Annotated in this window: 25 protein-coding genes and 1 tRNA gene; 16 read left to right on the top strand and 10 right to left on the bottom strand. The window is 60.4% G+C overall.

What is annotated here, in order from left to right; all coding sequences use genetic code 11:
- Positions 1 to 178: 178 nt before the first annotated feature.
- The 5 genes from pheA (at position 179) to O2S87_RS12940 (ending at position 5,282) form a co-directional block, all read left to right on the top strand.
- A complete protein-coding gene (gene pheA, locus O2S87_RS12960) occupies positions 179 to 991 on the top strand; it encodes a prephenate dehydratase (protein WP_475409208.1) in 813 nt (270 codons plus the stop codon).
- Between the two features lie 65 nt (positions 992 to 1,056).
- Positions 1,057 to 1,488 carry an Hsp20/alpha crystallin family protein gene (locus O2S87_RS12955; RefSeq protein WP_475409207.1) on the top strand — a complete coding sequence of 144 codons (432 nt, stop codon included), beginning with the start codon at positions 1,057 to 1,059 and terminating at the stop codon, positions 1,486 to 1,488.
- A 102-nt stretch (positions 1,489 to 1,590) separates the two neighbouring features.
- Positions 1,591 to 2,019: an Hsp20/alpha crystallin family protein gene (locus O2S87_RS12950; protein WP_475409206.1), complete on the top strand. Its 429-nt coding sequence runs from the start codon at positions 1,591 to 1,593 to the stop codon at positions 2,017 to 2,019.
- Positions 2,020 to 2,113: 94 nt separating this feature from the next.
- Positions 2,114 to 4,987: a leucine--tRNA ligase gene (gene leuS, locus O2S87_RS12945; RefSeq protein WP_475409205.1), complete on the top strand. Its 2,874-nt coding sequence runs from the start codon at positions 2,114 to 2,116 to the stop codon at positions 4,985 to 4,987.
- 73 nt (positions 4,988 to 5,060) lie between these two features.
- Positions 5,061 to 5,282 (top strand): DUF7535 family protein, encoded by a 222-nt coding sequence (locus O2S87_RS12940; protein ID WP_475409204.1) that lies wholly within the window; start codon positions 5,061 to 5,063, stop codon positions 5,280 to 5,282.
- Between the two features lie 23 nt (positions 5,283 to 5,305).
- On the opposite strand, the gene O2S87_RS12935 is transcribed toward O2S87_RS12940, so the two are convergent.
- From O2S87_RS12935 to O2S87_RS12910, 6 genes are all read right to left on the bottom strand, one after another.
- The gene (locus tag O2S87_RS12935; protein WP_475409203.1) at positions 5,306 to 6,322 is read right to left on the bottom strand and encodes an ornithine cyclodeaminase family protein; all 1,017 of its coding nucleotides are present in this window, start codon (positions 6,320 to 6,322) and stop codon (positions 5,306 to 5,308) included.
- 229 nt (positions 6,323 to 6,551) lie between these two features.
- Positions 6,552 to 8,192, bottom strand: coding sequence for a thermosome subunit beta (gene thsB, locus O2S87_RS12930; protein WP_475409209.1), 1,641 nt, complete (start codon positions 8,190 to 8,192; stop codon positions 6,552 to 6,554).
- 334 nt (positions 8,193 to 8,526) lie between these two features.
- On the bottom strand, positions 8,527 to 8,697 hold the full coding sequence (locus O2S87_RS12925) for a hypothetical protein (protein WP_475409202.1): 171 nt from the start codon (positions 8,695 to 8,697) through the stop codon (positions 8,527 to 8,529).
- Between the two features lie 263 nt (positions 8,698 to 8,960).
- A tRNA-Ser gene (locus tag O2S87_RS12920) sits at positions 8,961 to 9,041 on the bottom strand.
- A gap of 29 nt (positions 9,042 to 9,070) precedes the next feature.
- Complete coding sequence (locus O2S87_RS12915; RefSeq protein ID WP_475409201.1) at positions 9,071 to 9,277, bottom strand: DUF7981 family protein; 207 nt, start codon at positions 9,275 to 9,277, stop codon at positions 9,071 to 9,073.
- Positions 9,274 to 9,657, bottom strand: a complete 384-nt coding sequence (locus O2S87_RS12910; protein ID WP_475409200.1) for a Rid family detoxifying hydrolase — start codon at positions 9,655 to 9,657, stop codon at positions 9,274 to 9,276. Before O2S87_RS12910 ends, O2S87_RS12915 begins: the two co-directional genes overlap by 4 nt.
- Positions 9,658 to 9,766: 109 nt before the next feature.
- Here O2S87_RS12910 and O2S87_RS12905 point away from each other — a divergent pair, with 109 nt between their 5' ends.
- Positions 9,767 to 9,928 (top strand): hypothetical protein, encoded by a 162-nt coding sequence (locus tag O2S87_RS12905; protein WP_475409199.1) that lies wholly within the window; start codon positions 9,767 to 9,769, stop codon positions 9,926 to 9,928.
- 49 nt (positions 9,929 to 9,977) lie between these two features.
- On the opposite strand, the gene ilvA is transcribed toward O2S87_RS12905, so the two are convergent.
- Positions 9,978 to 11,189 carry a threonine ammonia-lyase gene (gene ilvA / locus O2S87_RS12900; protein WP_475409198.1) on the bottom strand — a complete coding sequence of 404 codons (1,212 nt, stop codon included), beginning with the start codon at positions 11,187 to 11,189 and terminating at the stop codon, positions 9,978 to 9,980.
- Between the two features lie 326 nt (positions 11,190 to 11,515).
- Here ilvA and O2S87_RS12895 point away from each other — a divergent pair, with 326 nt between their 5' ends.
- Positions 11,516 to 12,793: a DUF7094 domain-containing protein gene (locus O2S87_RS12895; RefSeq protein ID WP_475409197.1), complete on the top strand. Its 1,278-nt coding sequence runs from the start codon at positions 11,516 to 11,518 to the stop codon at positions 12,791 to 12,793.
- A 51-nt stretch (positions 12,794 to 12,844) separates the two neighbouring features.
- Positions 12,845 to 13,342 (top strand): type IV pilin domain-containing protein, encoded by a 498-nt coding sequence (locus O2S87_RS12890; protein WP_475409196.1) that lies wholly within the window; start codon positions 12,845 to 12,847, stop codon positions 13,340 to 13,342.
- 26 nt (positions 13,343 to 13,368) lie between these two features.
- Here the strand turns inward: O2S87_RS12890 and O2S87_RS12885 are convergent, their stop codons facing one another.
- On the bottom strand, positions 13,369 to 13,992 hold the full coding sequence (locus O2S87_RS12885) for a methyltransferase domain-containing protein (protein WP_475409195.1): 624 nt from the start codon (positions 13,990 to 13,992) through the stop codon (positions 13,369 to 13,371).
- 135 nt (positions 13,993 to 14,127) lie between these two features.
- Between O2S87_RS12885 and ahaH the strand changes: the two genes are divergently transcribed.
- The 8 genes from ahaH to O2S87_RS12845 all read left to right on the top strand — a co-directional run bounded on the left by ahaH (position 14,128) and on the right by O2S87_RS12845 (position 22,317).
- Positions 14,128 to 14,460, top strand: a complete 333-nt coding sequence (ahaH, locus tag O2S87_RS12880) for an ATP synthase archaeal subunit H (RefSeq protein ID WP_475409194.1) — start codon at positions 14,128 to 14,130, stop codon at positions 14,458 to 14,460.
- A complete protein-coding gene (locus O2S87_RS12875) occupies positions 14,447 to 16,681 on the top strand; it encodes a V-type ATP synthase subunit I (protein WP_475409193.1) in 2,235 nt (744 codons plus the stop codon). Before ahaH ends, O2S87_RS12875 begins: the two co-directional genes overlap by 14 nt.
- Before the next feature lie 225 nt (positions 16,682 to 16,906).
- Positions 16,907 to 17,170, top strand: a complete 264-nt coding sequence (locus tag O2S87_RS12870) for a hypothetical protein (protein ID WP_475409192.1) — start codon at positions 16,907 to 16,909, stop codon at positions 17,168 to 17,170.
- 21 nt (positions 17,171 to 17,191) lie between these two features.
- A complete protein-coding gene (locus O2S87_RS12865; protein WP_475409191.1) occupies positions 17,192 to 17,773 on the top strand; it encodes a V-type ATP synthase subunit E in 582 nt (193 codons plus the stop codon).
- Positions 17,770 to 18,816: a V-type ATP synthase subunit C gene (locus tag O2S87_RS12860; protein WP_475409190.1), complete on the top strand. Its 1,047-nt coding sequence runs from the start codon at positions 17,770 to 17,772 to the stop codon at positions 18,814 to 18,816. Before O2S87_RS12865 ends, O2S87_RS12860 begins: the two co-directional genes overlap by 4 nt.
- Positions 18,813 to 19,139, top strand: a complete 327-nt coding sequence (locus O2S87_RS12855; RefSeq protein ID WP_475409189.1) for a V-type ATP synthase subunit F — start codon at positions 18,813 to 18,815, stop codon at positions 19,137 to 19,139. Before O2S87_RS12860 ends, O2S87_RS12855 begins: the two co-directional genes overlap by 4 nt.
- Before the next feature lie 2 nt (positions 19,140 to 19,141).
- A complete protein-coding gene (locus O2S87_RS12850) occupies positions 19,142 to 20,899 on the top strand; it encodes an ATP synthase subunit A (RefSeq protein WP_475409188.1) in 1,758 nt (585 codons plus the stop codon).
- Positions 20,899 to 22,317 (top strand): ATP synthase subunit B, encoded by a 1,419-nt coding sequence (locus tag O2S87_RS12845; RefSeq protein WP_475409187.1) that lies wholly within the window; start codon positions 20,899 to 20,901, stop codon positions 22,315 to 22,317. Before O2S87_RS12850 ends, O2S87_RS12845 begins: the two co-directional genes overlap by 1 nt.
- A gap of 29 nt (positions 22,318 to 22,346) precedes the next feature.
- On the opposite strand, the gene O2S87_RS12840 is transcribed toward O2S87_RS12845, so the two are convergent.
- Together O2S87_RS12840 and O2S87_RS12835 are read right to left on the bottom strand one after the other, a co-directional pair.
- Positions 22,347 to 22,979 (bottom strand): peptidylprolyl isomerase, encoded by a 633-nt coding sequence (locus tag O2S87_RS12840; RefSeq protein ID WP_475409186.1) that lies wholly within the window; start codon positions 22,977 to 22,979, stop codon positions 22,347 to 22,349.
- Between the two features lie 74 nt (positions 22,980 to 23,053).
- Positions 23,054 to 23,968 (bottom strand): glycosyltransferase, encoded by a 915-nt coding sequence (locus O2S87_RS12835; RefSeq protein ID WP_475409185.1) that lies wholly within the window; start codon positions 23,966 to 23,968, stop codon positions 23,054 to 23,056.
- Positions 23,969 to 24,329: the final 361 nt, after the last annotated feature.

Genomic DNA, 24,329 nt, shown 5'->3' with positions numbered 1-24,329 from the left:
GAGGCGATTTACAATATGTTCTCGTGGGTGCGCGATCAGCCAGACCGTGACCTCGACGGATTGATGGAAAAAATCGACCACCTCTTTCTCCATTCTGAAGGGAGTTTATAAACGTGCAGAGCCGAGTAATACTGTTAATGCCGACGACCTTTTCATACTAGTTGACTAAAAACGGCCAATGGACGCCGTAACGCTGGGTCCCGCCGGGACCTACTCACACCGTGCCGCCAGCGCCGTCGCAGACGACGTCTCCTTTCGCGAGTCGGTGACCGCCATCGTCGAAGCGGTCGCCGACGGAGAGTTCGAACGCGGCGTCGTTCCGATCGAAAACAGCATCGAGGGTAGCGTCACCGAGACACTCGATGCGCTTGCCGACCGGGATGTCGCCGTCATTAGCGAGATTATAACGCCGATTAGGCACGCCCTACTCGCCCAATCCCCCAACTTTGAAACGGTCGCCAGCCACTCGCAGGCGCTCGCGCAGTGTCGAACCTATCTGCAGGAGCACTACCCCGAAGCGACACAGGAGGCCGTCGCCAGCACCGCACGTGGGGTCCAGCAGGCCCGCGAGACCCCCTCGATCGCCGCTATCGGCCACCCGTCGAACGCCACCAACGGCATCGAACTCGAGGTGCTGGCCGAGGACATTCAGGACCAAGATTCGAACGCCACGCGATTCTTCCTTATCGCCCCGATCGACGAGCGATCCGATGCCGGAGGCAAAACCTCACTGGTCGTCTACCCGAACGTCAACTATCCGGGCCTGTTGCTCGAACTGCTCGAAGCGTTTGCGAGCCGTGATATCAACCTCTCGCGGGTCGAATCCCGACCCAGCGGCACCCGACTCGGTGACTACCTGTTCCACTTCGATATCGAGGCCGGTGTCTACGAGAGCCGTGTTCAGGAGGCGCTCGACGAGATCGACGAAATCGTCGACAACGGGTGGGTTCGGAACCTCGGTTCATACGATACCGAACACGTTCTCTACTGAGTTTCAGGATTCCCGTCGGTCTCACGTCGACAATATTCATGTCGGACAAGGCCCATCTCACAGCCATGGCTGGACGACCCAACCCGTTCCGCGAACTCGACGAACTGATCGAACGAATGAACCAGCAGTTCGGCGACCTGAGCCGGACGTTCGAGGGCGGGCCCATGCTCTCGGACGTGACCGCGGACGTCGCCGACCAGGGCGATCAGCTGGTCGTCAGCGTCGACCTGCCTGGCTTCTCCCAAGAGGACATCGACCTGCGAGTCGACCGGGAGACGCTCACGATCAGCGCGGAGTACGAACAGAGCGATCGTGAGGAAAACGCCCAGTACCACCGCCAGGAGCGACGCCGCGAGTCGGTTCGCCGACAGCTCCCGCTGCCAGTTGAAGTCGACGCCGAAGGGGCGTCGGCCACCTACAACAACGGCGTGTTGACGGTCACGCTGCCGAAACTCGAACCCGAAGACGTCGGTGGCTACCAGATCGACGTCGAATAGCGGCCGTCACCATTTATTAATCGAGTAGTTGTCGACTGCTATCACGGCTCCAGCGTGCTTTAAGCCTTCAGCGAGCATATATGTTGGATGGTGAAAGACACAATGAGACGTCCATACACTCCGTTCGACGAGCTCGACCAGTTCTTCGGCCGCCTCGGCTGGGGGTTCGACTCGATGACACCCACACGGACCACCGGTGAGATGGCCGTCGACGTCGCCAGTGAGAACGATGAGTTCGTCCTGACAGCCGACCTACCGGGGTTCGACCGCGAAGACATCGACCTCACGGTCGACGAGTCGATGGTGACGATCACCGCCGAACACCACCAGGAAACCGACGAGACGGCCGACGACGGCTCGTATCTCCACCGCGAACGCCGGACTGCGTCGATCCAACGGACACTGAGGCTCCCCGAGGCCGTCGAGGAAGACAGCGCCACGGCCACCTACCACAACGGCGTGCTCACCGCGCGGTTCCCAAAGGAATCGACGGTCGCCATCGAAGACGGTCGACGGATCGAGATCGAGTGAGTTCTGGCCCCGACGCGTCGTTCGTCTTTGGAGGTCGAACGCGAGGCGGTCGGGTATAGATGCTATTTTAGGCCCGACACACAGAGAGACCCGTATGGAATACAACCCGCAGGAACTCGAAGCCGACTGGCGGGAGCGGTGGGCTACCGAGGAACGGTACGAAGCCGATCAGACCTCGGGTGTCGAGCCCGACGACGCCGAAACGACGTTTATTACGGTTCCGTATCCGTACCCCAGCGGCGGAATGCACATCGGTCACGCCCGAACGTACACCGTTCCGGACGTCTACGCGCGCTACCGTCGACAACAGGGCGACGACGTCCTGTTTCCGATGGGCTGGCACGTCACCGGCACGCCGATTATCGGTGCGGTCGAACGGCTCGAAAAGCGCGAGGAAAAACAGCTCTCGGTGCTTCAAGAGACGTACAACGTTTCCGACGACGTGCTCGCCGATCTCGAAACGCCGATGGGCTACGCCCGGCACTTCATCGAGGAGCACTACAAAACGGGGATGCAGTCGCTCGGGCTGTCTATCGACTGGCGACGGGAGTTCACGACCAACGACGAGCGCTACTCGAAGTTCATCACCTGGCAGTACGAGACCCTGTACGAACGCGGTCGACTCGAAAAGGGCCTCCACCCCGTCAAGTTCTGCACCGAGCAGAAAAATCCGGTGACGACTCACGACCTCTTAGAAGGAGAAGACGTCGAGTACCAGGAGTACACACTCGTCAAATTCACGACCGGTGAGACCGTTATCCCGATGGCGACGCTCCGGCCCGAAACCGTCCGCGGGGTCACCAACGCCTACATCAACCCCGAGTCGACCTACGTCGAGGCCAGCGTCGACGGTGAGATGTGGATTATCTCGACTGAGGCCGCCGAAAAACTCGAACTCCAAGACCACACTGTCGAGATTCTCCGCGAGTTCCAGGGCACCGAATTCGTTGGCGAGCACGTCACCAACCCCGTGACGGGCGACGAGGTCATCGTCCTGCCCGCCGACTTCGTCGACAGCGACAGTGCGACGGGAATCGTCATGTCGGTGCCGGCCCACAGCCCCGACGACTACCTCGCGCTCCAAGAGGCGAAAGCCGACGCTGACCGGCTTCAAGAGTACGGCATCGATCCCGATGAAGTCGACCGGATCGAACCGGTCCCTATTCTGGACGTCGACGGCTACGGCGAGATTCCGGCCAAAGAGGCCGTCGAGTCGGCTGGCATCACCAGCAGCAACGACCCCGATCTCAAGGAAGTTACCCAGGACGTCTACAACGCGGAGTTCCACACGGGTCGGCTCCACGAGGGGTACGGCGAGTTCAGTGGCGAACTCATCGAGGACGTTCGCGACGAGTTAGCCGCCGCCTACCGCGAGCAAGGCGCGTATGGCGAGATGTACGACTTCCCCGAGCCCGTCATCTCGCGAGCAGGCGGGAAAGTAGTTGTCGCCTACCAGGACACCTGGTTCCTCACGTACAACGACGCCGACTGGAAGCAGGCAGCCAAACTCGTCGTCGAGCAGATGGACACCATCCCCAACAATACTCGCGGGGAGTACGACCACACCATCGACTGGCTCAACGAGTGGCCCTGCATCCGTAACTACGGACTCGGTACTCGCCTACCGTGGGACGATAGCTTCGTTATCGAGCCGCTGAGCGACTCGACTATTTATATGGCCTACTACACCATCGCTCACCGACTCGACGAGATCCCGACCGAAGATCTCGACCGGGACTTTTTCGACGCGCTGTTTTACGGCGAGCAGGCGGTCGACGGCGAGGTCGACGAACGCGCGCTCGACCTGCGTGCAGAGTGGCAGTACTGGTATCCCGTCAGCGTCCGGTTTTCGGCCAACGACCTCATCTCGAACCACCTCACGTTCTATCTGTTCCACCACGCCGAGCTGTTCGACGAGGCCCAGTGGCCCGAGGGGATCACCATCATGGGTATGGGTTTGCTTGAGGGTGAGAAAATGTCGTCGTCGAAAGGCCACGTCGTGCTGCCCGGGAAGGCAATCGAGAAGTACGGCGCCGACACCGTCCGATTCTTCCTGCTCAACTCGGCCGAGCCGTGGCAGGACTACGACTGGCGAGACGACCAGGTAGCAGGTGTCGAAAAGCAGCTCACTCGGTTTTGGAACCGTGCCCAACAGCTGATCGAGAACGACGAACCCGACGTCGACCCAGCGAGTGATCTCGAACACATCGACCGTTGGCTGCTGTCGAAACTCCAGACCACGATCAACGAGGTCACCAGCGCGCTCGACAACTCCGAAACCCGGACGGCCTCGCAGGCGGCCTTTTACGGCTTTGACGAGCACCTCAAATGGTACCGTCGACGGACCGATCTCGACCGGCCGGCCGCCCAGTGGATGCTCCGGCATGTTCTCGAAACTCGGCTCCGACTGCTGGCTCCGTTCGTCCCGTTTATGACGAACGAACTACACGAACAGCTCACCGGAACGCCTGCCGAAGACGCGCCGTGGCCGCAGGTCGATACCGAATGGGAGTCGACAGTCACCGAGACCGAAGAACGACAGATCGAACGGCTCACAGACGACGTTCAGGACATTCTCAACGTCACCGAACAGGACCCCGATACCATTCGCGTCTACGTCGCCGCCGACTGGAAGCGGTCGGTGTTCGAGACCGTTCGCGAGACGGGTACCAACGTCGGCCAGGTCATGGGTGAGGTCATGCAGGACCCCGACCTGCGCGAGCGCGGCAACGAGGTCAACCAACTGGTGCAGGATCTCGTCGAACTCGTCCGGAGTCTCGACGACGACGTACTGGCGGCGATGGATGCCGTCGACGAGGTGTCGACCTACGAGACGGCGGTTGGCTTCCTCGAACGGGAGTTCGACGCCGAGGTCGTCGTCTACGCCGAGGACGACGAGGAGATCGACGATCCCGCCGACCGTGCCGCAAAGGCCGTCCCGTTCCGGCCGGCAATCCACATCGAGTAGGTCTGCTCGCATCAAGCAGTTCGCCACCACAACTGACAGACGATTTATCCGATGTCGGTGCCTACAGTGCGGTATGAGCAGCGCACAGTCCGACCCTGGAGTGCTTGAATCGGCCTACAGAACGGTGACACCGGGCTACCGAAGCCACGACGATACGGGAATGGACCTCATCGGCTGGGTTGTCTTTCTCGGCGTGTTTACCCTCTTGTTCCCGCTGATTCCCCTTTTCGTCGTCCTGGTTTTCGGGGCGAAGGCGGTCCAAGCAGTTCGGTCTGCGGTGCGGGGAAAACAGTAGGAGAATAACCAAGGCCACGGCCGTCAGTCGGCCAGTCCGAGCAGATCGAACGGGGTCCCATTGTCGCGTTCTTCGGCCGCAGTGTACACGACGTGGGCGGCCGCGACGTCCTGAATCGCCAGTCCGGTTGAATCGAAGACGGAAATCCCGTCGTCGACCGTCCGACCCACCTTCTCGCCGACAACGATCTCGCCGAGTGAGCCGTAGATGTCCTCGTCGGTGAGCGTCCCCTCGTTGTAGGGGACGTTGATCTCACCCGAATGAGTCGTCTGTTCGTAGTCGTCGATCACGAGTTTCGCATCGAAAAGGATCTCGTCGGCGAGTTCGTGTTTGCCGGCGGCGTCCGCGCCGATGGCATTGATGTGGGTCTGATCGCTCACGTCGACGCGGTCGACGATCGGTGATTCGACCGGCGTCACCGTCGATAGCACGTCACAACTCGCAGCCTCCGCAATCGATCCCGCCCGGATCGCGAAGCGATCTTCGAACCGCTCGATGAACGCGGCCGCGCGCTCGGCGTCGACGTCGGAGATCACGACCTCCTCGATCGGTCGGATCTCGGCGATCGCTTCGAGCTGCGTGTAGGACTGGACACCGGCCCCGATAATACCGAGCGAACTGGCGTCGGGGATAGCCAGATGGTCAGTGGCGACGGCGGCGGCCGCCCCGGTTCGGAGCATCGTCAGCTCGCGGCCGTCCAGAATCGCCAACGGAAAGGCGGTTTTCGGATCCGAGTAGATCATCGTCCCGAGAACAGTCGGTAAATCGTACTTATCAGCATTGTCGGTGTGGACGTTCACCCATTTGACGCCCGCCGCATCCCAGCCCCCGTTCCCGTCTTTCGACTCGCTACGAACGCGAAGATACGCTGGCATCGACCGGAAGTCACCGTTGTATTCGGGCAGATCGATGTACGATTTCGGCGGCATTTGGGCGTCGCCGCGCTGGTAGGCCCCGAAAGCGGCGTCGATCGCTGGAATCAGTCTCTCCATCGGCGCGTTCGCCCGGACGTCGTCGCTATCGAGCAACAGCGTGTGCATGTCGACCGGTTCGACCCCGCGATATTAACCAGTTGGGTGCCGTTCAGTGAACCGTTTGGCTACCGTAGGAAGTTGCTACTAACGGTAGCGAGTTCCTAACAGCAGAGTTGGACGAACAATCGTACGGTTCGACGTGTCAACAGCGGGTGTGAGTCAGTTAGTGGTAGATGGACAGATCGATTTTACCGAGCACCACCGAATGGCGGTGTGAAAGTCAGTGTCCTGACTGTTACATCGCACCGCCCATACCACCCATGCCGCCCATTCCACCCATGCCACCGGGGGCACCGCCCTCGTCGTCATCACCAGCGGTCGACAGATCACCGGCGGCGATGATATCGTCGATCTTCAGTACGAGGTTGGCGGCCTCGGTGGCAGACGAGATCGCCTGTTCTTTGGCGTGGGCCGGCTCGACGATGCCGGCGTCGAACGTGTCGACGACGGTGCCGGTGAAGGCGTTCAGCCCGGCGTGGGTGTCGCCGCCCTCGTGTTCGGCTCGCAGGTCGACGAGCAGATCGATCGAGTCGAGTCCGGCGTTCTCGGCGAGCACGCGGGGGACGAGTTCGAGCGAGTCGGCGAACGCTTCGACCGCCAGCTGTTCGCGGCCCGAAACCGAGTCGGCGTAATCGCGGAGCCGCGAGGCGAGTTCGACTTCGGGTGCGCCGCCGCCGGCAAGCACGCGACCGTCTGAGACGGTCGTCGAGACGACGTCAATCGCGTCGTTGATGCCGCGTTCGAGCTCGTCGACGACGTGGTCGGTCGAGCCACGGAGCAAAAGCGTCACGCCGTGGACCTCGTCACCGGTGCCCTCGACGTAGAACAGCTCGTCGTCTTCGTCGCGTCGGACCGATCCTTCGCCGAGATCATCGGCCGAAAGCGAGTCGATATCGGAGACGACCGAGCCACCGAGCACGTTCTTGAGGAACTTGATGTCCGATTTCTTGGTGCGGCGGATGGCGAGAATGCCCTCCTTGGCGAGGTAGTGCTGGGCGAGGTCGTCGATGCCTTTCTGGCAGAAGACGACGTCGGCACCCGACTCAACGATCTGGTCGACTTTCGCTTTGAGTTGGGCTTCCTCCTGATCGAGGAACTTCTGGAGCTGGTCGGGTGTCTCGATCGATACCTGGGTGTCGACGTCGGCCTCTTCGACCTCGATCGGCTCGTTGAGAAGCAGCGTGTTGGCGCTCTCGAAGCTGGTCGGCATATCATCGTGGGCTGCGTCCTTGTTGATGACTGCGCCAACCAAGAGGTCACTTTCGCCGGCCGAGCGGCCGGTCTGGGTTTCGATCTTGACGTTTTCGAGATCGACGACGTGGCTGCCGTCGTCGGCTTCGACGGTGACCTGCTGGACGGCACGGACGACGAGATCTGCGAGTACGTCTTTTTCGAGTTCCGCACCTTTGCCGGTCATCGAGGTCTCGGCGACCTTCTTCAGCAGTTCCTCGTCATCCGGGTCGACGGCTTCGGCGATGTTGTCGACCTCCTCGCGGGCCTTCGCGCTCGCGAGGTGGAAGCCTTTGATGATCGCCGTCGGGTGGATCTCCTGTTCGAGGAGGTCTTCGGCGTTCTTGAGGAGTTCACCAGCAATAGCGACGGCGGTCGTGGTGCCGTCGCCCGCTTCGTCCTCCTGTGTCTCGGCGACTTCGACGATCATTTCGGCGGTCGGATTGTCGATATCCATCTCGGTGAGGATGGTGACACCGTCGTTGGTGATCGTGACGTCACCCATCGAGTTGACGAGCATCTTGTCCATCCCCTTCGGTCCGAGCGTCGACCGAACGGCCTCGGCGACCGACCGAGCCGCCGAGATGTTGTACTGCTGGGCGTCCTTATCCTGAACGCGCTGTGAATCCTCTCCGAGAATGATCATCGGCTGGCCTTGCTGCATACGCTGACTCATAGTACACCTGACTGATTGTTTGTGATTCTATATAAACCTTGCTTTTCTCGACGACGATCGGTTTTGAAACGAGTTTGAGTCACTCGGAACGAAATCAATAGCAGGCAGTCGAATACGGACTGTTCGTGTGGGCTACTACCACACAGATTAGAACAGCGAAGGAGGTCGATTGTGGTCGCTTTATATACTATTTCGGTGCCTCGCAGGAGACGAGTGCGCGTAGTCTACGACTACTGGCTGGTAGTCACTGTCTACTTGTGGTGAGCATCTAACCGAGAACCGCCGGTTAAGTAAAAAGGGAGCCTCAGGTTTCGAGTTCGCGCGGATCGGTCAGGAACTCGCTGTCGACACGATCAGGTTCCGGTGGCTCGTGGCGTTCGCCCAGTAGCTCTCGCTCGCGGCTGTTCAGTGTCGACTCTAGCTGTGCGAGCTTGTTGCGGCCTTTCCGTTCGCGGCCTGCTTTCGTGTCTGGCATTGTCAACCATGCCAAGGCAACGCACAAGTATCAATCTTTCTATGCCGACAGTTTTGACAGGACCAATCAGGTCGACCGGAAAACACACCGGTTACGCAGTTATAGTGGTAAAAAAACTAAAACAGGGATTTGAGCCTCAGTCGCTTCGCTCGTTTCACTCGTTTCGTTCCTTGATTCGAATCCCTGTTAGATGCCGTATTACGGATCAACAGAAACGACGGCGCGATGAAACGCGTCGCTGGTGAGTGTTGATCCGATAGAAACGCCAGAACAGGGATTTGAACCCTGGATCCCAAAGGGAACACGCTTTCCAGGCGTGCGCCTTACCACTCGGCCATTCTGGCTCGCGTCCAAACGTAGCCTGCTGGCGATTTTAAGTCCTTCCTTTCGCGGCCAGCCGTGGCTCGGCGAGATACGAAACCGTTCCAGCGATCAGCCCGACGACACCGCCGATCGAGAGTATCTCGGCGTAGCCCGTTGGCAGGGGCCCAACGGCGAGCAGATACCCCTGTGCGAGAACGACGAACAACAGCGAGCCGATGGCCCCCCACAGGAGACTGGATTTGGTTCGGCGTCTCACGACTCCATCGTTGCGACCGCCTCGATTTCGACGTCGACACCCTTCGGCAGCGCCCCGGCTTCGACGGCGCTCCGAGCCGGTGGCTCGGTATCGAAGTACGTGTGATAGGTTTCGTTCATCTCGTCGAAGTCGTCGATATCGGCCAGAAAGACGGTCGTTTTCAGAACCGCACTCGCATCCAGCCCCTCGGAGTCGAGAATTGCGAGCACGTTGTCCAGCGCCTGTTCGGTCTGGTCGGCGACCGACGCCTCGGTCAATAGTTCGCCATCGGGCGTCAGTGGGATCTGACCCGCGGTGTACAGCGTCGACCCGTCGGTCGTCGCCTGACTATACGCGCCGACCGCCGCTGGGGCGGCCTCGGTGCTGATCGTCCGTTTCATACTCAAGCGAGTTGCACGAGGCTACATAAGCCTGTGTGGACGAATCTAACAACTGACTTCTCGTAGAAGGTGAAAAACCGTTATTCGAGTCGACACCCCATGTGAGTGTATGGCAACCGCAGCCGACAGGGAATCGAAATCGGTGTGTCGACAGTGTGGCTACACCGCACGGTCGGGAAGCGACGAATGGAACCGGATCAGCGCACCACCGTTCCACCACATTACGCAGTGTCCCGAGTGCGGGAGTACCGACGTCACGAACAGGCGGTAGTCACTGGCTACGGTAGAGTATAGACAGACTACTCCAGCAGACACCCGTTCTATTTGATAACATCGACGGTGTAGCCGTTGGATCGAAGCGCCTCGAGGAGATCGCTGGCGTGCTGTGGGCCCCGCGTCTCCAGTTCGATCTCGACTTCGGTGTCGCTCATCCCGATCTCTCGGGAGGTACGTTCGTGGTGGATTGCGTAGATGTTGGCCTGGTGGGTGGCGATAATGTCGATGAGCCCCTGCAACGCGCCGGGTTGATCCTTGAGCACCGTCGTAATTTTGACGTACCGGCCCATCTGGACCAGTCCGCGGAGAATCACGGTCGTCAACACGTTCATGTCGATGTTGCCACCACAGAGCGCCGGGACGATCACCTCGTCTTCTCGGTACTCGAAGCGGTCTTCGAGTACGGCCGCCAGCGCGACCGCCCCCGCGCCTTCGACGAGGGTTTTGTTCCGTTCCAAAAGCAGGGTCAGCGCGAGTGCGATCTCCTCGTCGGAGACGGTGACGACCTCGTCGACTCGTTGTTGAATGACTTCGAACGTTCGCTCGCCGACCGCTCGCGTGGCGATCCCGTCGGCGACCGTGTCGACGCTGTCGCGTGTATGAATTTCGCCCTGTTCGAGCGATTCGACGATGCTTGCGGCCCCGTCGGCCTGCACACCGACGATTCGAACGTTGGGACGCTGGGTTTTGATCGCTGTGGCGATTCCGGCGATGAGGCCGCCACCGCCGATCGGGACGACGACGGTCTCGACGTCGGGCTGTTGGTCAAGGATTTCGAGCCCGATTGTCCCTTGACCGGCCATCACAGCCTCGTCGTCGAAGGCGTGGACGTACGTTCGGCCCTCGGCGGCTTCGATCTCGTGGGCTCGCGCCTGGGCCTCCTCGTAGTCGACGCCGTGAAGAACGACCTCGCCACCGTACCGCCGGGTGGCTTTGATTTTCGAGATCGGTGCCTGTTCGGGCATCACGATTGTCGAGTCGACGCCCGCACGCGTGGCCGCGAGCGCGACCCCCTGAGCGTGGTTGCCGGCGCTGGCGGTGACCACGCCAGCGGCCCGTTCGGTTTCCGAGAGGGTCGCGATCCGATTGCTCGCCCCACGGATTTTGAACGAGCCGGTCCGCTGAAAGTTCTCCAATTTGAGATGAATCGACGCACCGGTTTGTTCGGAAAACGAATACGAGTACTCCAACGGCGTCACCCGAGCGACAGTCGAGACCCGATCGGCGGCCTGTTCGACCGCTGAAAGCGATAACATACCACTCTCTCACCGGAGCGGCGGCTAAGGGATTTCGGTGGGGTCAAAAGGGAATTGGGGAATGCACGCGTGTGACGTGCAATTGGGATAATGGATGGGAGGTATAAAAACATACGGCACGCGGAGTGAAAGTGAAAACCGCATTACTGCGACGGGTTTTTCCACGTCGTCAGACGGTCGTCAGTCAGGAGTCATCGCAACGGAGGTGTGCGAAACGGAGAGACCGACGAACAGTGCCTGTCGACGGCTGAGAGCGGAGGGTATGTAACCGAACGAGTTACTCATGGTAGATGGGTTTTTACTTGTTCGGCGAAGACCGTTCACCGATGAGACCTGTTCCACTCGTCGCGATCACACTCGTAGTAGTGGTTGCGATCGGCGTCGGTGTGGCTCCAGCGACGAGCGTGGACCAAAACCAGCCCGAATCGATCGGCTTCGAACCGTCGACGGCGACTCAGATCGACGAAACGACAGCCGACGCAGAGGTGTTCTACACGTTGGCTATTCCGAACGACGAGATCGAACGAAGCGATCTGCGCCGACAGCATGCCGATCTCGGTCCAGCAGCGGAGTTCGAGACCGATCTAACGGACGAACAAATCGCCACAGAAAGTCTCGAACGTGAACTCGCCTCGATCGACGAGGAGACCGAACGTGCCGAACGGATCGATTCGGAGGTCGCCGCAATCGAAACCGAAACCGACCAACTGGAGACGGCAGAACGGGACGTGATCGGCCAGTTTAGCGACAACGAGATCGAACCGAGTGCGTTCGTCATCGAGCTGGCGGCGATCCATCTACAGGCCGAGGCCCTCAGTGAACGTGCATCGATGTTGGAGACCGAAACAGCGGAGATAGAGGCAGATTCATCTGATATCGACGAGCAAACGGTCTCGAAAGCGCGATTCGACGAAATCGAGTACACTCTCGAAACGTACAACGGGCCGCTCCGCGCACACGCGGTCGACGTGCTTCGCGGGGAGCGATCGAACAACCGTATTTTCATCGAAACGAGTGATTCCGAGGTGACCATGGGTGCACTCGACGACGGACAGTACATTCGAGAGGTCAACAGACGAGGGCTGCGCGAGGACGGAGACGGAGCGGTAACCCAGGAAACAGCAATCGACCGTATCGAAGCGGAGTATCCGAACCTGTGGGAGCTGCGCACCTCTTGGAGCGCGGATGGAGAGGGTCCAATCGTGATGGTTTCGGTGGAGTTCGACGGCGGTGATCTCCGAACGTTCGTCGACGGGCCGTCCGAACGGACGTTCGTCGAACACCAGCGTGTCCCGCTCGGGGTCGTTGCCACCGGTGAGGAGACGAACAAAGTCCAAGACGGGCTCAACGTAACGACCGAACAGACGTACGCTGGAGGGCCACTTCGGCTCACAGTCACCGACGACGAAACCGGCGAGCCGCTCGAAACGACCGTGACGCTGGGCCAAAACGGCCAAGACAGCGAGACGATCGGGACGACCGACGAGGATGGTACCCTCTGGACGGTCAGCCCGCGGCAGTCGTTCACGATCACCGTCTTCGGTGACGACAACTCCGCGGCGTTCGTCGACGTCGATCCGCCAGCACCCGAAGGCAGTTCCTAACGCCGAGTAGTCGGCGACTGTTTTTATATAAATTCGGGAGCAGCCGGGGCCATGTCGCGCTCACACCGACGTCCCGGATTACACGCCCAACAGGTAGCACGAGCGAACGTCCCATTAGTCGGCGGACTCCTTGTGGTCGCGTTGACCGTACTCGTCGCGAGCGTCGTCGGGCTGACTGTGGTTGGCGAGAGTAGCACTCACGAGCCTGTACCGACGGCCGTGATCGACGTCTCAGTCGACGGCGAAACGCTGACGTTTACCCACGAACACGGCGATTCGCTCGACGTCCGAACACTGACGGTTCGTATCTCGGTCGACGGCGAACCGCTTGATCACCAGCCATCGGTACCCTTCTTTTCGATGTCGGGGTTCGATCCGGGACCGACAGGACCGTTCAATACGGCGAGCGATTCCGAGTGGGAGGTCGGTGAAACGGCAACACTGACAGTCGCAGCAACGAACAGTCCGAAACTCGAATCAGGGTCGACCGTCTCGGTGAAACTGAGCACGGACGAGCTAGTGATTGAGACGGCTGAAACACGAATATAGCTGGCGTGACCGCGAGTCGTCGACGACTACTTCTCGGGGACGGTCGCAACAGTGGTGATCGCTTTGGGGCTTCCCTGGCTTGCCTGTTGGATGTGGTGTTCGAACGACGTGTATCCCGCCTCGGAGAACATTCGATCGGCTTCGGCTTCGTCGTAAAACAGCATGATCGCGTCGGCGAGCTTCTGTATAAGTGCCGAGTTGGGGTAGTCGGGACCGACGACGAGCACGCGTCCGCCAGGTTTGGTGACGCGTCGGAACTCTTTGAGGGCCGCCACCGGATTGGGCCAGTACTCGATCGATCCCGACGACCACAGATGATCAAACGAATTGTCGGCAAACGGGAGGCGTTCGGCGTCGCCACGGTGGAACCTGACCGTGTCGTGTTTGCCGAACTTTTTGAAGGCCTTTTGCATCTGGTGGATGGACTGGTCGAGACAGTAGACCTCATCGGTGTGCTGCAACAGCCCTTCGGTCGCAAAGCCGGTGCCACTGCCGACATCGAGAACGCGATCACCGGGTTGGACGTCGAGCCACAGCAGCGCTTCGTCGCGCATCGTCTCGTTCCAGATGAAGGGGTTGATCGTATCGTAGACCTTCGAGAGATATTTGTAGAACAGCCGGGCACGAGCCTTGTTCTCGAGGAATCCCATATAGCGTCGACTACGAAAGCCCGGACAATAACGGTGCGGTTTTCTGATCGTTCAGATCGGTCGAGCGCGCCCGCGGCCGAACAGTTCCGCAAACACCTTATACGCAGATACTGCACATTCGAACGATTAGTGAGTATGCCGAGACCAGACGTTCTAAAAGAGATCAAGGAGGCCGAAACGCGGGCCGACGAGATCATCGCGGAAGCCGAGTCTGACCGTGACGAGCGGATTGCCGAGGCCAGACAGGAAGCCGACGAGATCCGTTCGGCCGCCCGGGAAGACGCCGAGGAGCGAGCCACTGAACGCCTTGCGGAAGCCGACAAGGATATTCAGGCCCGCCGCGAGGACCTCCTCGAAGAGGGCACAGAGACCCGCCAGGCGCTCGTCGACGACGCCAGCGACCGGATCGACGACGCCGTAGACCTCGCACTCGAACGCTTCGAGGAGGCCGTCGATGCTCAGACCTGAGCGGATGAGTAAAGTCTCGGTGGCTGGCTCCAAGCGCGTGTTGGAGTCGACCATCGAGGCAGCCTACGAACTTCGACTGCTCCACCTCTCGGAGTACGATGAGTCCTGGGAGTCGTTCGATATCGGACGTTCCCTTGAGGGGTCCGACGAGGTAAACGAAAAGCTCGTTACCGTCCGTTCGCTCGAAAGCATTCTTGATATCTCAGCGGAGGACGCAAACGAGACGATCCTCGTCGACGACGACCAACTCGACCGCGAACTGGCGGCGCTTCGAGAGAGCGTCAATGAACTCGACGACCGGCGGAGCGAACTCCGCACCCGTCGTCGCGAACTCGACGAAGAGATCGCCGCTGTCGAGCCGTTTGCTGATCTTGGGCTCGATCTCGAACTACTGGGCGGCTACGACTCGCTCGTCGTCAGCGTTGGCGAGGGCGACCGCGACGCAATCGAATCGGTGCTGTTGAAGGCCGAAGAAATCGAGACCTTCGAGATCATGTCGGGTGGCCGAACGCACGCCATTTTCGCCAAACCGGCCACCGACGCCGAAGACGACGTCCTCACGGAGGCGCTCGTGGGCGTCGATTTTGCAGCGGTCCCGATTCCCGAGGCCGAGGCGAGTCCCGCCGAGTATGTCGACGAACTCGAAGCCGAAAAACAGCGTGTTCAGGGCGAACTCGACGAGATCAAGGCCGAACTCGACGAGATCAAAGCCGAGCAGGCGAGTTTCCTGCTCTCGGCCGAAGAGTACCTTTCAATCGAGGCCCAGAAGAAACAGGCGCCGCTGGCGTTTGCGACGACCGACAACGCCTTTGTCGCCGAGGGCTGGATCCCGACCGAACGCTACGATCTGTTCAAATCCTCACTTACCTCGGCGGTCGACGGCCCGCTCGATATCGACGAAATCAAGCGCGCACAGTACACGTCCACCGGCGACCACCACGTCGAGGACCACGAGGCCGAAATGCCGACAGTTGAGGACGAAACGCGGGCGGCCGAGGAGCCGATCACCGCAGACGGTAGCGAGAACGAGGTTGAAGCCCGTGCGGACGGCGGTGTCGTGACGGTAGACGATAAACCGCCAGTCGTCCAGGACAATCCGTCGGTGACCCGACCGTTCGAGACTCTTATCCGAGCAGTGAGTCGACCGAAGTACTCCGAGTTCGATCCGACCGTTCTCGTGTTCCTCACCTTCCCGCTCATGTTCGGCTTCATGATCGGTGATATCGGCTACGGGGTGCTCTACGGAGCGATCGGCGTCTACATGTACGGAAAACTCGATGGCGTGATGAAGGAGATCGGCGCGGTCGCCATCTGGGCCGGGCTGTTTACGATCCTGTTTGGCGTCTACTACGGGTTCGACATCTTCGGCTACCACGCCTACGCGCTGTTCGGCTTCGAGTCGTGGCCGCTGTCGAAGGGGCTGTCGCCTGTTGACCAACAGTGGGCGCTGGCGTGGCTCGTACTGAGCGTGGTGTTCGGCATCATCCACCTGAACGTCGGCTACGTGCTGTCGTTCGTGAGCAACTACGAACTCCACGACCTCAAACACGCGGTCTACGAAAGCCTCTCGTGGATACTGCTGCTCAACGGGCTGTGGATCTGGATCTTCAGCCAGCACGCCGCCGGACCGAAGCCCGAGTTCATCTTCGAATCGGTCGGCCTCCTGACGCTCGGTGCCGTCGAGTTCGCTGGTTTCCCTGTGATCGTCGGGATCGGCGGCCTCCTCGCGGCGTTCCTCGGTGCGGTGTTACTCGCCATCGGCGAGCCGACCGAACTCGCAGAGGTGCTTGCCCCAATTGTCAACGCCGTCTCCTACGCCCGGATCATGGCGGTCCTGCTCGCCAAGGGTGGGATGGCGCTGGCGGTCAACCTGCTCGCCTTCGGTGCGTACATCGGCGACAGCGGCGACGGGAGCTTCCACTTCATCTTCACACCGACCCGGCTCGCGGAAGTAGAGGCGAGTCCCGAGACGTACGAACTCGTGTTCGCTGGACTGTCGACGGGATACGAGCCGACTGCGATCGGCGTGATCGCGCTCGTCGGCGCAATTGTCGTCGCCAGTCTCGGCCACATCGTCGTCCTGCTGCTCGGCATTACGGCCGCTGGCATTCAGGGGATCCGTCTCGAGTACGTCGAGTTCTTCGGGAAGTTCTACGAGGGCGGCGGCCGGAGTTACAACCCATTGGGTTATCTCCGACAGTATACCACTACCGACGACTAACCGCTCGCTTCGAACCGCTTTTTCGATCGGTTATTTCCGACTACAGATAGTTAATATTAACTGACATATTAGCCCGTTCGAGAGTGTCAATCACACTTACTATTTCAGCTCAAACCCCGGTTTTGGCCGTTGCAGCCAACGGTTTTGGGAAGCTTTATCATGACCCTGAAAACAAATACGACTGTTCGGCTACAAGCGAACGTAACCATACGGACTAACTAACACATGAGTTTAGAACTTGCAACAGAACTTGGTAACGTTGTACTGCAGGCTGAAGAATCAGGCGGTCCGATACTTAGCGCATCGGCCGTTGCCGCCCTCGGTGTCGGCCTCGCCGCCTTCGGTGCGGGCTATGCGGAACGTGGTATCGGTGCCGCCGCAGTCGGCGCGATGGCCGAAAACGAGGACCTGTTCGTCAAAGGGCTGATTCTGACCGTTCTGCCCGAGACACTCGTGATTCTCGCACTCGTCGTCGTGTTTCTGGTCTAAACAGACCCGTTCTTTCAACTAATGAGTTTGGAACAAGTCGCAGACGACATCACAGACGAAGCCCGCGCGCGTGCGGATGAGATCCGTGCGGCCGCCGACGAGCGTGCTGCAGAGATCATCTCGGAGGCCGAGTCTGACGCCCAAGAGATCACCGACTCTCGCGCCGCCGAGGTCGACCGCGAGATTGCCCAACGGCGCGAACAGGCGCTGTCGAGTGCGAAGCTCGAAGCGAAACAGCAGCGACTCGAAGCCCGTCGTGACGTGCTGGCTGACGTCTACGAGGATATCGAAACCGCGCTGGTCGAACTCGAAGCGGACAAACGCGAGAGGCTGACCCGCAGCCTGCTCGACGCCGCAGCCGAGGAGTTCGACGAGAGTGCGGCGGTCACCGTCTACGGCCGTGCTGACGACCAGCAACTCATCGAAGCGATTCTCTCCGACTACGATGGCTTCAGCTACGGCGGGGAAATCGATTGCCTCGGCGGCGTCGTCGTCGAAAGCGAGAGCTCACGCGTTCGAGTGAACAACACCTTCGACTCGATTCTCGACTCGGTCTGGGACGAGCATTTGAAGGAACTGTCGACCCATCTGTTCGACCAATGAGCACGACCGGAAGCTCGAACCCAGAGTACGTCAACGGCCGCGTCCGCGCCCGGCGTGCGGCGCTGTTCAGTGACGACGAGTACCGCAAACTCGTCCGGATGAGCCCCTCGGAGATCGCCCGCTACATGGAGGAATCCGAGTACGAACGCGAGATCAACGAGCTCGGCGCTCGACACAGCGGCGTCGACCTAATCGAGTACGCGCTCAACCGGAACCTCGCTAAGCATTTCGACGACCTGCTCGGGTTCGCTGATGGACAGCTCTACGATCTCATCGCACGCTATCTGCGCAAGTTCGACGCGTGGAACATCAAAACGATCATTCGTGGCGTCTACACCGACGCCTCGCGGGAGGCTATCGAGACTGACCTGATTCGTGCCGGTGAGTTCGACGACGCACTGATCGGTCGGCTGCTAGATGCAGGAAGTATCGAAGACGTCGTGACGCTGCTCGACCGGACGATGTTCGGCGAGCCGCTCGAAGCCGCCTTCGCGGATTTCGAGGAGACCGGCGTGTTGGCTCCCTTGGAGAACGCGGTCGACCGAGCGTTTTACGAGCAGCTCCTCAGCGAGCTACCGTCGGGCGAGGCGATTTTGAAGTACCGTGAGTTCCTCGAAGCCGAGATCGACTTCCGGAACGCCCGAAACGCCCTGCGGTTGGCCCGTAGTGGCGCAGAAATCGACCCCTCGGAGTACTTGATCGAGGGGGGCAAACTGTTCAAAGCGACGGACCTGAACACGCTGGTTCAGAACCCTGACGAACTGATCACCCGCATTCGAGACAGCAGCTACGGCAAGACGCTCTCCAAACCACTCGACGAGCTCGAAAGCGCCGATAGCCTCATTGAGTTCGAGCACGCGCTCGACTCGGTGCTGCTGCGCTACTCAAAGCGGATGGGAAACATCTTCCCGCTGTCGGTGACGCCGGTTGTGGCCTATATCCTGCTGAAGGAACGTGAGGTCGAAAACATCCGTGCTATCGCTCGCGGCCGCGAGGCCGGACTGAGCGAGACCGAAATCGAACAGGAGCTGGTGATTCTATGAGCCAAGAAATAGCCGTCATCGGTAGTCCGGAGTTCACCACCGGCTTTCGGCTGGCTGGGGTTCGCGAGTTCGAAAACGTCCCGAACGGCCAGAAGGACGAGGAACTCGATGCCGCCGTCGAACGTGTGCTCGACGACGACGACGTGGGTATTATCGTCATGCACAACGATGATATGGAGTACCTCTCGCGCGGCCAGCGGAAGGCCGTCGAGACGAGCGTCGAGCCAACCCTGGTCACGCTCGGCGGGGGTGCTGGCAGCGGTGGACTGCGCGGACAGATCAAACGAGCCATCGGAATCGATCTGATGGAAGAGGAAGACTAATTATGAGTCAAGCAACGCAACAGGACGTCGGCAACGGCGTCATCGAAAGCGTCAGTGGGCCGGTCGTTTCCGCCCGCGATCTCGACGCCCGGATGAACGATGTCGTCTACGTCGGCGACGAAGGGCTGATGGGCGAGGTAATCGAGATCGAAGGCAACATCACGACGATTCAGGTCTACGAGGAGACCTCGGGCGTTGGCCCGGGCGAACCCGTCGAAAACACGGGCGAGCCGCTGTCGGTCGACCTCGGCCCCGGTATGCTGGATGCCATCTACGATGGGACCCAGCGTCCACTCGACGTTCTCGAAGAAAAGATGGATAGCGCGTTTCTCGACCGCGGTGTCGATGCCCCCGGTATCGACTTGGAGAAACAGTGGGAGTTCGAACCAACCGTCGAAGTCGGTGACGAAGTCACCGCAGGCGACGTGATCGGCACCGTCGAAGAGACGGTCACGATCACCCACAAGGTCATGGTACCGCCTGACTACGAGGGCGGCGAAGTCACTGCCATTGAGTCTGGCGAGTTCACCGTCGACGAGACAGTCGCCGAACTCGACAGCGGTGAGGAAGTCACCATGCACCAGGAGTGGCCCGTTCGACAGGCCCGCCCGGCGGTCGAAAAACGGACGCCACGAACGCCGCTCGTCTCCGGACAGCGGATTCTCGACGGCCTGTTCCCGATTGCCAAAGGCGGGACCGCCGCGATTCCCGGTCCGTTTGGTTCCGGGAAGACGGTCACCCAACACCAGCTCGCCAAGTGGGCCGACGCGGACATCGTCGTCTACGTCGGCTGTGGTGAGCGCGGCAACGAGATGACCGAGGTAATCGAGGACTTCCCCGAACTGGAAGACCCGAAAACGGGCAACCCGCTTATGGCCCGGACCTCGCTTATCGCCAACACCTCGAACATGCCTGTTGCAGCCCGTGAGTCCTGTATTTACACGGGAATCACCATCGCGGAGTACTACCGCGATATGGGCTACGATGTGGCACTGATGGCCGATTCGACCTCGCGATGGGCCGAGGCCATGCGCGAAATTTCCTCGCGGCTCGAAGAGATGCCCGGCGAGGAGGGCTACCCGGCCTACCTCGCAGCGCGTCTCAGCCAGTTCTACGAACGCGCTGGCTACTTCGAGAACGTCAACGGTACGATGGGCTCGGTTTCTGTCATCGGCGCGGTCTCGCCACCCGGCGGGGACTTCTCCGAGCCAGTCACCCAGAACACCCTGCGTATCGTCAAGACGTTCTGGGCGCTCGATGCCGACCTAGCCGAGCGTCGACACTTCCCATCGATCAACTGGAACGAGTCGTACTCGCTGTACCGCGACCAGCTCGACCCGTGGTTCGAAGACAACGTCACCGAGGATTGGTCCGAGATCCGACAGTGGGCCATCGACGTACTCGACGAGGAGACCGAGCTCCAGGAGATCGTTCAGCTCGTCGGCAAGGACGCCCTGCCGGAGGACCAACAGCTCACGCTCGAAGTTGCGCGCTACCTGCGTGAGGCGTACCTCCAGCAGAACGCGTTCCACCCGGTCGACACCTTCTGTCCGCCGGAGAAGACGTACCTCATCCTCACGGCGATCAAAACGCTCAACGACGAGGCGTTCGACGCGCTTGAGGCGGGCGTTCCCGTCGAGGATCTGGTCTCGCTTGAGTCGGCACCACAGATCAACCGGATCGGTGTCCAAGAGGAGTACGAAGAGTACGTCGCCGACATCAAAGAGGATATCACCGAAGAACTGCGGGGGATGTACTAATGAAAGAGTACCAAACCATCAACGAGATCAGCGGCCCGCTCGTCTACGCCGAAGTCGACGAGCCGATTGGCTACGACGAGATCGTCGAGATCGAGACCGACGACGGCCGCACCCTGCGCGGCCAGGTGCTCGAATCCAGCGACGGCCTGGTCGCGATTCAGGTCTTCGAGGGAACCAGCGGAATCGACCGCAAAGCGTCTGTCCGATTCCTTGGCGAGACGCTCAAGATGCCCGTCACCGAGGATTTGCTCGGTCGCGTCATGGACGGCACGGGCCAGCCGATCGACGGCGGCCCCGAGATCGTTCCCGAATCCCGCCAAGACATCATCGGCGCGGCAATCAACCCCTACTCCCGGGAGTACCCTGAGGAGTTCATCCAGACGGGTGTTTCGGCCATCGACGGCATGAACACCCTCGTTCGGGGCCAGAAGCTGCCGATCTTCTCGGCTTCGGGGCTTCCGCACAACGATCTGGCACTCCAGATCGCCCGACAGGCAAGCGTGCCTGAAGACGAGGAGGGCGGCGACGAGGACGGCAGCGAGTTCGCTGTGGTCTTCGGTGCGATGGGAATCACCCAGGAGGAGGCCAACGAGTTCATGGAGGACTTCGAGCGCACCGGTGCACTCGAACGCTCGGTGGTCTTCGCCAACCTCGCGGACGACCCCGCCGTCGAGCGGACGGTCACGCCTCGGCTCGCACTCACCACCGCCGAATATCTCGCCTTCGAGAAGGATTACCACGTGTTGGTGATCCTCACGGACATGACCAACTACTGTGAGGCGCTCCGAGAGATCGGTGCCGCCCGCGAAGAGGTGCCGGGTCGACGTGGGTACCCCGGTTACATGTACACAGACCTGGCAACGCTCTACGAGCGTGCGGGTCGGATTCAGGGCCGTGAGGGCTCGGTTACACAGCTACCGATTCTCACGATGCCCGGCGACGACGACACCCACCCGATTCCCGATCTAACGGGGTACATTACGGAGGGCCAGATCTACGTCGACCGTGATCTGAACAGTCAGGGTGTCCAGCCGCCGATCAACGTCCTGCCAAGCCTCTCGCGGCTGATGGACGACGGGATCGGCGAGGGGCTTACCCGAGAGGACCACAGCGACGTGGCCAACCAGATGTACGCCGCCTACGCCGAGGGGAAGAACCTTCGGGATCTGGTGAACATCGTCGGTCGAGAAGCACTCAGCGAGCGGGACAACAAGTATCTCGACTTCGCCGAGGACTTCGAGAGCGACTTCGTCGACCAGGGCTTCGATACCAACCGCTCGCTCGAAGACACGCTCGATATCGGCTGGGAACTCCTGAGCCAGCTGCCGAAAGCAGAACTCAACCGGATCGACGAGGACTTCATCGACTCGTACTACGTCGAAGACGAGGGCGAAGCCGTCGAAGCGACCGCCGACTGAGCAGCCGACTGTCTTTCGGATTTCCGCTTTTATTCGCCGACAGAGATCGATTCGAGAACCAGCGGTTCGACCGGTCGGTCGTTCTCGTCAGTCTCGACCGATCCGATCTGCCGGACGACATCCATTCCGTCAGTGACCCGTCCGAACACCGAATGGACGTCGTCGAGATGTGGGGTTTCGGTGAGCGTAATAAAGAACTGCGAACCGTTCGTATCCGGCCCGGAGTTGGCCATCGAAAGCACTCCAGCGCGGTCGTGGCGCAACTCGTCGTGGAACTCGTCGTCGAACTGATAGCCAGGGCCGCCACGGCCGGTACCGGTCGGATCGCCGGTTTGAATCATGAAACCGTCGATAACTCGGTGGAACGGGATCTCCGTATAAAAGGGCTCACCGTCGACCGACTCGCCAGTTTCGGGGTCGGTCCACATCTTGTCACCCGTTGCGAGGCCGACGAAGTTCTCGACTGTTCGGGGCGCTCGGTCGCCGTAGAGGCCGACCGTGATCGATCCCATGCTCGTCTGAAGGGATGCGGCCTGCGTGCCCGGTGTCCGTGGGTCGTCAACTGGGTCCGAACCGGCAACCGACTCGGAACTGTCACCGGTACAGCCAGCGAGCAGTGCCGTGGCAGTCAACGCGAAGAACGTTCGTCGGTGAAGCGACATGCTGGGTTTGCCTTCGCCCCGAGGGACATAGAGATAGAGGTCATGCGTTTCGTCGCCAGCCGGTTGGTCGACCGCTAGCCGTCGACTACCACCTCGAACCGGTCGGGCCAGTGGTAGCGTCGGCCGCCCCAGACGAAGCTCCGGGACAACCCGTACAACAGCAGCGGGAACTGCGCAATGAGTGCCGGATACGTCAACAGGACGGTCCATCGCCAAACCCCGAAGTACGCATAGACCGCCGCCATCCCGGCGGTTGAGGCCACCACTGCCGGAACCGGAAACAGAAGACAGCAGGTGAAATAAAAGGCTGCCAGCGGCACTGTCACGTTCGGATACGGCGAAAAGTAGTCGACGATCTGCATGAACCGAGTGTTACGGTCGAGGCTCTCACGAACTGTACCACCGACCTCGACCCGCCGGACACGCTTGACCGGCGTTACGTCGAGATACGCGCCCAGCAGCCCGTCGTCGCTGATCGTTCGCCGGAGGTCATTTAAAAAGGCCGCCTCGTCGAGATCGCTCCGCTCGAAGATCACCGCCCCGCCCCACGGCTTGTCGATCAGGGTGAGGCCCGCGGTTGCCCCCATCATGTACATCGGTTCCAAGAGCGTCGACAGCGGATCCTGACCGACGAAAAACGGGAGTTCGGTTGTCGGCCCCTGTCGCTCGTAGTCGGCCCGCAGGTCGGCGAGCCAGTCGGGAGGATGATGAAAGTCGTCGTCGGTCCAGACGAGTCGGTCGTGGGCTGCGGCCTCCATCGCTGCGGCGATGGCGTTGGCCTTGCCGGAACAGCCCTCGGGTTCGCCCGCGACGACGAGCCGGACTCCCTCGGGCAACGTGTCGACGCTGCCAGCGATCGGATCGGCGTCGGAATCACAGACGACCAGCAGCTCGTCGTCAGAACCGAGCTGGGTAGCGATCTCGTCGATCACGTCCGTTCGTCTGACCGTCGGGAGAATCACGCTCGTCGGTGGTGCACGGTCGACCATACCGACTGAACGAGTGACGTGCGTATGGTCGTTGCGACAGTAGTTTCGCATGCTCTTTAGGCGATGTCGTGTTGTCCGACCCAACAGGGTACTGTCTCGAAAGAAACCACGCGTCGACTCCACCGTCATCCGCTCGCTCAGGCTGTGAGCTTAACTGTCGGTGTCGCCTGTCGCCTTGTTTTTCGCGGCGTTCGTCGCTTTCTTCGTCTGCTGTTTCGTTTTCTGCCGTGCTTTGAGCCTGTCTAAGAATTCCACACCACCCGACACCTGATATCGGCCGAAGACACCGCTGCACAAATTGACAAACCGATTCAGTAGTGTTGTCGAAAAGAAAATCGAGTTCAGCTACCTAGCGATCGCG

This window comes from Halohasta sp. A2 (assembly GCF_056175805.1).
Note: the sequence above shows the minus strand (reverse complement) of the source record. Positions and strands in the feature narration are given on the sequence as shown.

Bases quoted from the DNA above. Each gene is read 5' to 3' on its own strand.
- O2S87_RS12875 (WP_475409193.1), top strand. From the start codon at position 14,447: ATGCTCAGACCTGAGCGGATGAGTAAAGTCTCGGTGGCTGGCTCCAAG.
- O2S87_RS12840 (WP_475409186.1), bottom strand. From the start codon at position 22,979: ATGTCGCTTCACCGACGAACGTTCTTCGCGTTGACTGCCACGGCACTG.
- O2S87_RS12910 (WP_475409200.1), bottom strand. From the start codon at position 9,657: ATGAAACGGACGATCAGCACCGAGGCCGCCCCAGCGGCGGTCGGCGCG.
- O2S87_RS12870 (WP_475409192.1), top strand. From the start codon at position 16,907: ATGAGTTTAGAACTTGCAACAGAACTTGGTAACGTTGTACTGCAGGCT.
- pheA (WP_475409208.1), top strand. From the start codon at position 179: ATGGACGCCGTAACGCTGGGTCCCGCCGGGACCTACTCACACCGTGCC.
- O2S87_RS12885 (WP_475409195.1), bottom strand. From the start codon at position 13,992: ATGGGATTCCTCGAGAACAAGGCTCGTGCCCGGCTGTTCTACAAATAT.
- ilvA (WP_475409198.1), bottom strand. From the start codon at position 11,189: ATGTTATCGCTTTCAGCGGTCGAACAGGCCGCCGATCGGGTCTCGACT.
- O2S87_RS12905 (WP_475409199.1), top strand. From the start codon at position 9,767: ATGGCAACCGCAGCCGACAGGGAATCGAAATCGGTGTGTCGACAGTGT.
- O2S87_RS12845 (WP_475409187.1), top strand. From the start codon at position 20,899: ATGAAAGAGTACCAAACCATCAACGAGATCAGCGGCCCGCTCGTCTAC.
- O2S87_RS12940 (WP_475409204.1), top strand. From the start codon at position 5,061: ATGAGCAGCGCACAGTCCGACCCTGGAGTGCTTGAATCGGCCTACAGA.
- O2S87_RS12865 (WP_475409191.1), top strand. From the start codon at position 17,192: ATGAGTTTGGAACAAGTCGCAGACGACATCACAGACGAAGCCCGCGCG.
- O2S87_RS12950 (WP_475409206.1), top strand. From the start codon at position 1,591: ATGAGACGTCCATACACTCCGTTCGACGAGCTCGACCAGTTCTTCGGC.
- O2S87_RS12860 (WP_475409190.1), top strand. From the start codon at position 17,770: ATGAGCACGACCGGAAGCTCGAACCCAGAGTACGTCAACGGCCGCGTC.
- O2S87_RS12890 (WP_475409196.1), top strand. From the start codon at position 12,845: ATGTCGCGCTCACACCGACGTCCCGGATTACACGCCCAACAGGTAGCA.
- O2S87_RS12855 (WP_475409189.1), top strand. From the start codon at position 18,813: ATGAGCCAAGAAATAGCCGTCATCGGTAGTCCGGAGTTCACCACCGGC.
- O2S87_RS12895 (WP_475409197.1), top strand. From the start codon at position 11,516: ATGAGACCTGTTCCACTCGTCGCGATCACACTCGTAGTAGTGGTTGCG.
- O2S87_RS12955 (WP_475409207.1), top strand. From the start codon at position 1,057: ATGGCTGGACGACCCAACCCGTTCCGCGAACTCGACGAACTGATCGAA.
- thsB (WP_475409209.1), bottom strand. From the start codon at position 8,192: ATGATCATTCTCGGAGAGGATTCACAGCGCGTTCAGGATAAGGACGCC.
- ahaH (WP_475409194.1), top strand. From the start codon at position 14,128: ATGCCGAGACCAGACGTTCTAAAAGAGATCAAGGAGGCCGAAACGCGG.
- O2S87_RS12925 (WP_475409202.1), bottom strand. From the start codon at position 8,697: ATGCCAGACACGAAAGCAGGCCGCGAACGGAAAGGCCGCAACAAGCTC.
- O2S87_RS12850 (WP_475409188.1), top strand. From the start codon at position 19,142: ATGAGTCAAGCAACGCAACAGGACGTCGGCAACGGCGTCATCGAAAGC.
- leuS (WP_475409205.1), top strand. From the start codon at position 2,114: ATGGAATACAACCCGCAGGAACTCGAAGCCGACTGGCGGGAGCGGTGG.
- O2S87_RS12935 (WP_475409203.1), bottom strand. From the start codon at position 6,322: ATGCACACGCTGTTGCTCGATAGCGACGACGTCCGGGCGAACGCGCCG.
- O2S87_RS12835 (WP_475409185.1), bottom strand. From the start codon at position 23,968: ATGGTCGACCGTGCACCACCGACGAGCGTGATTCTCCCGACGGTCAGA.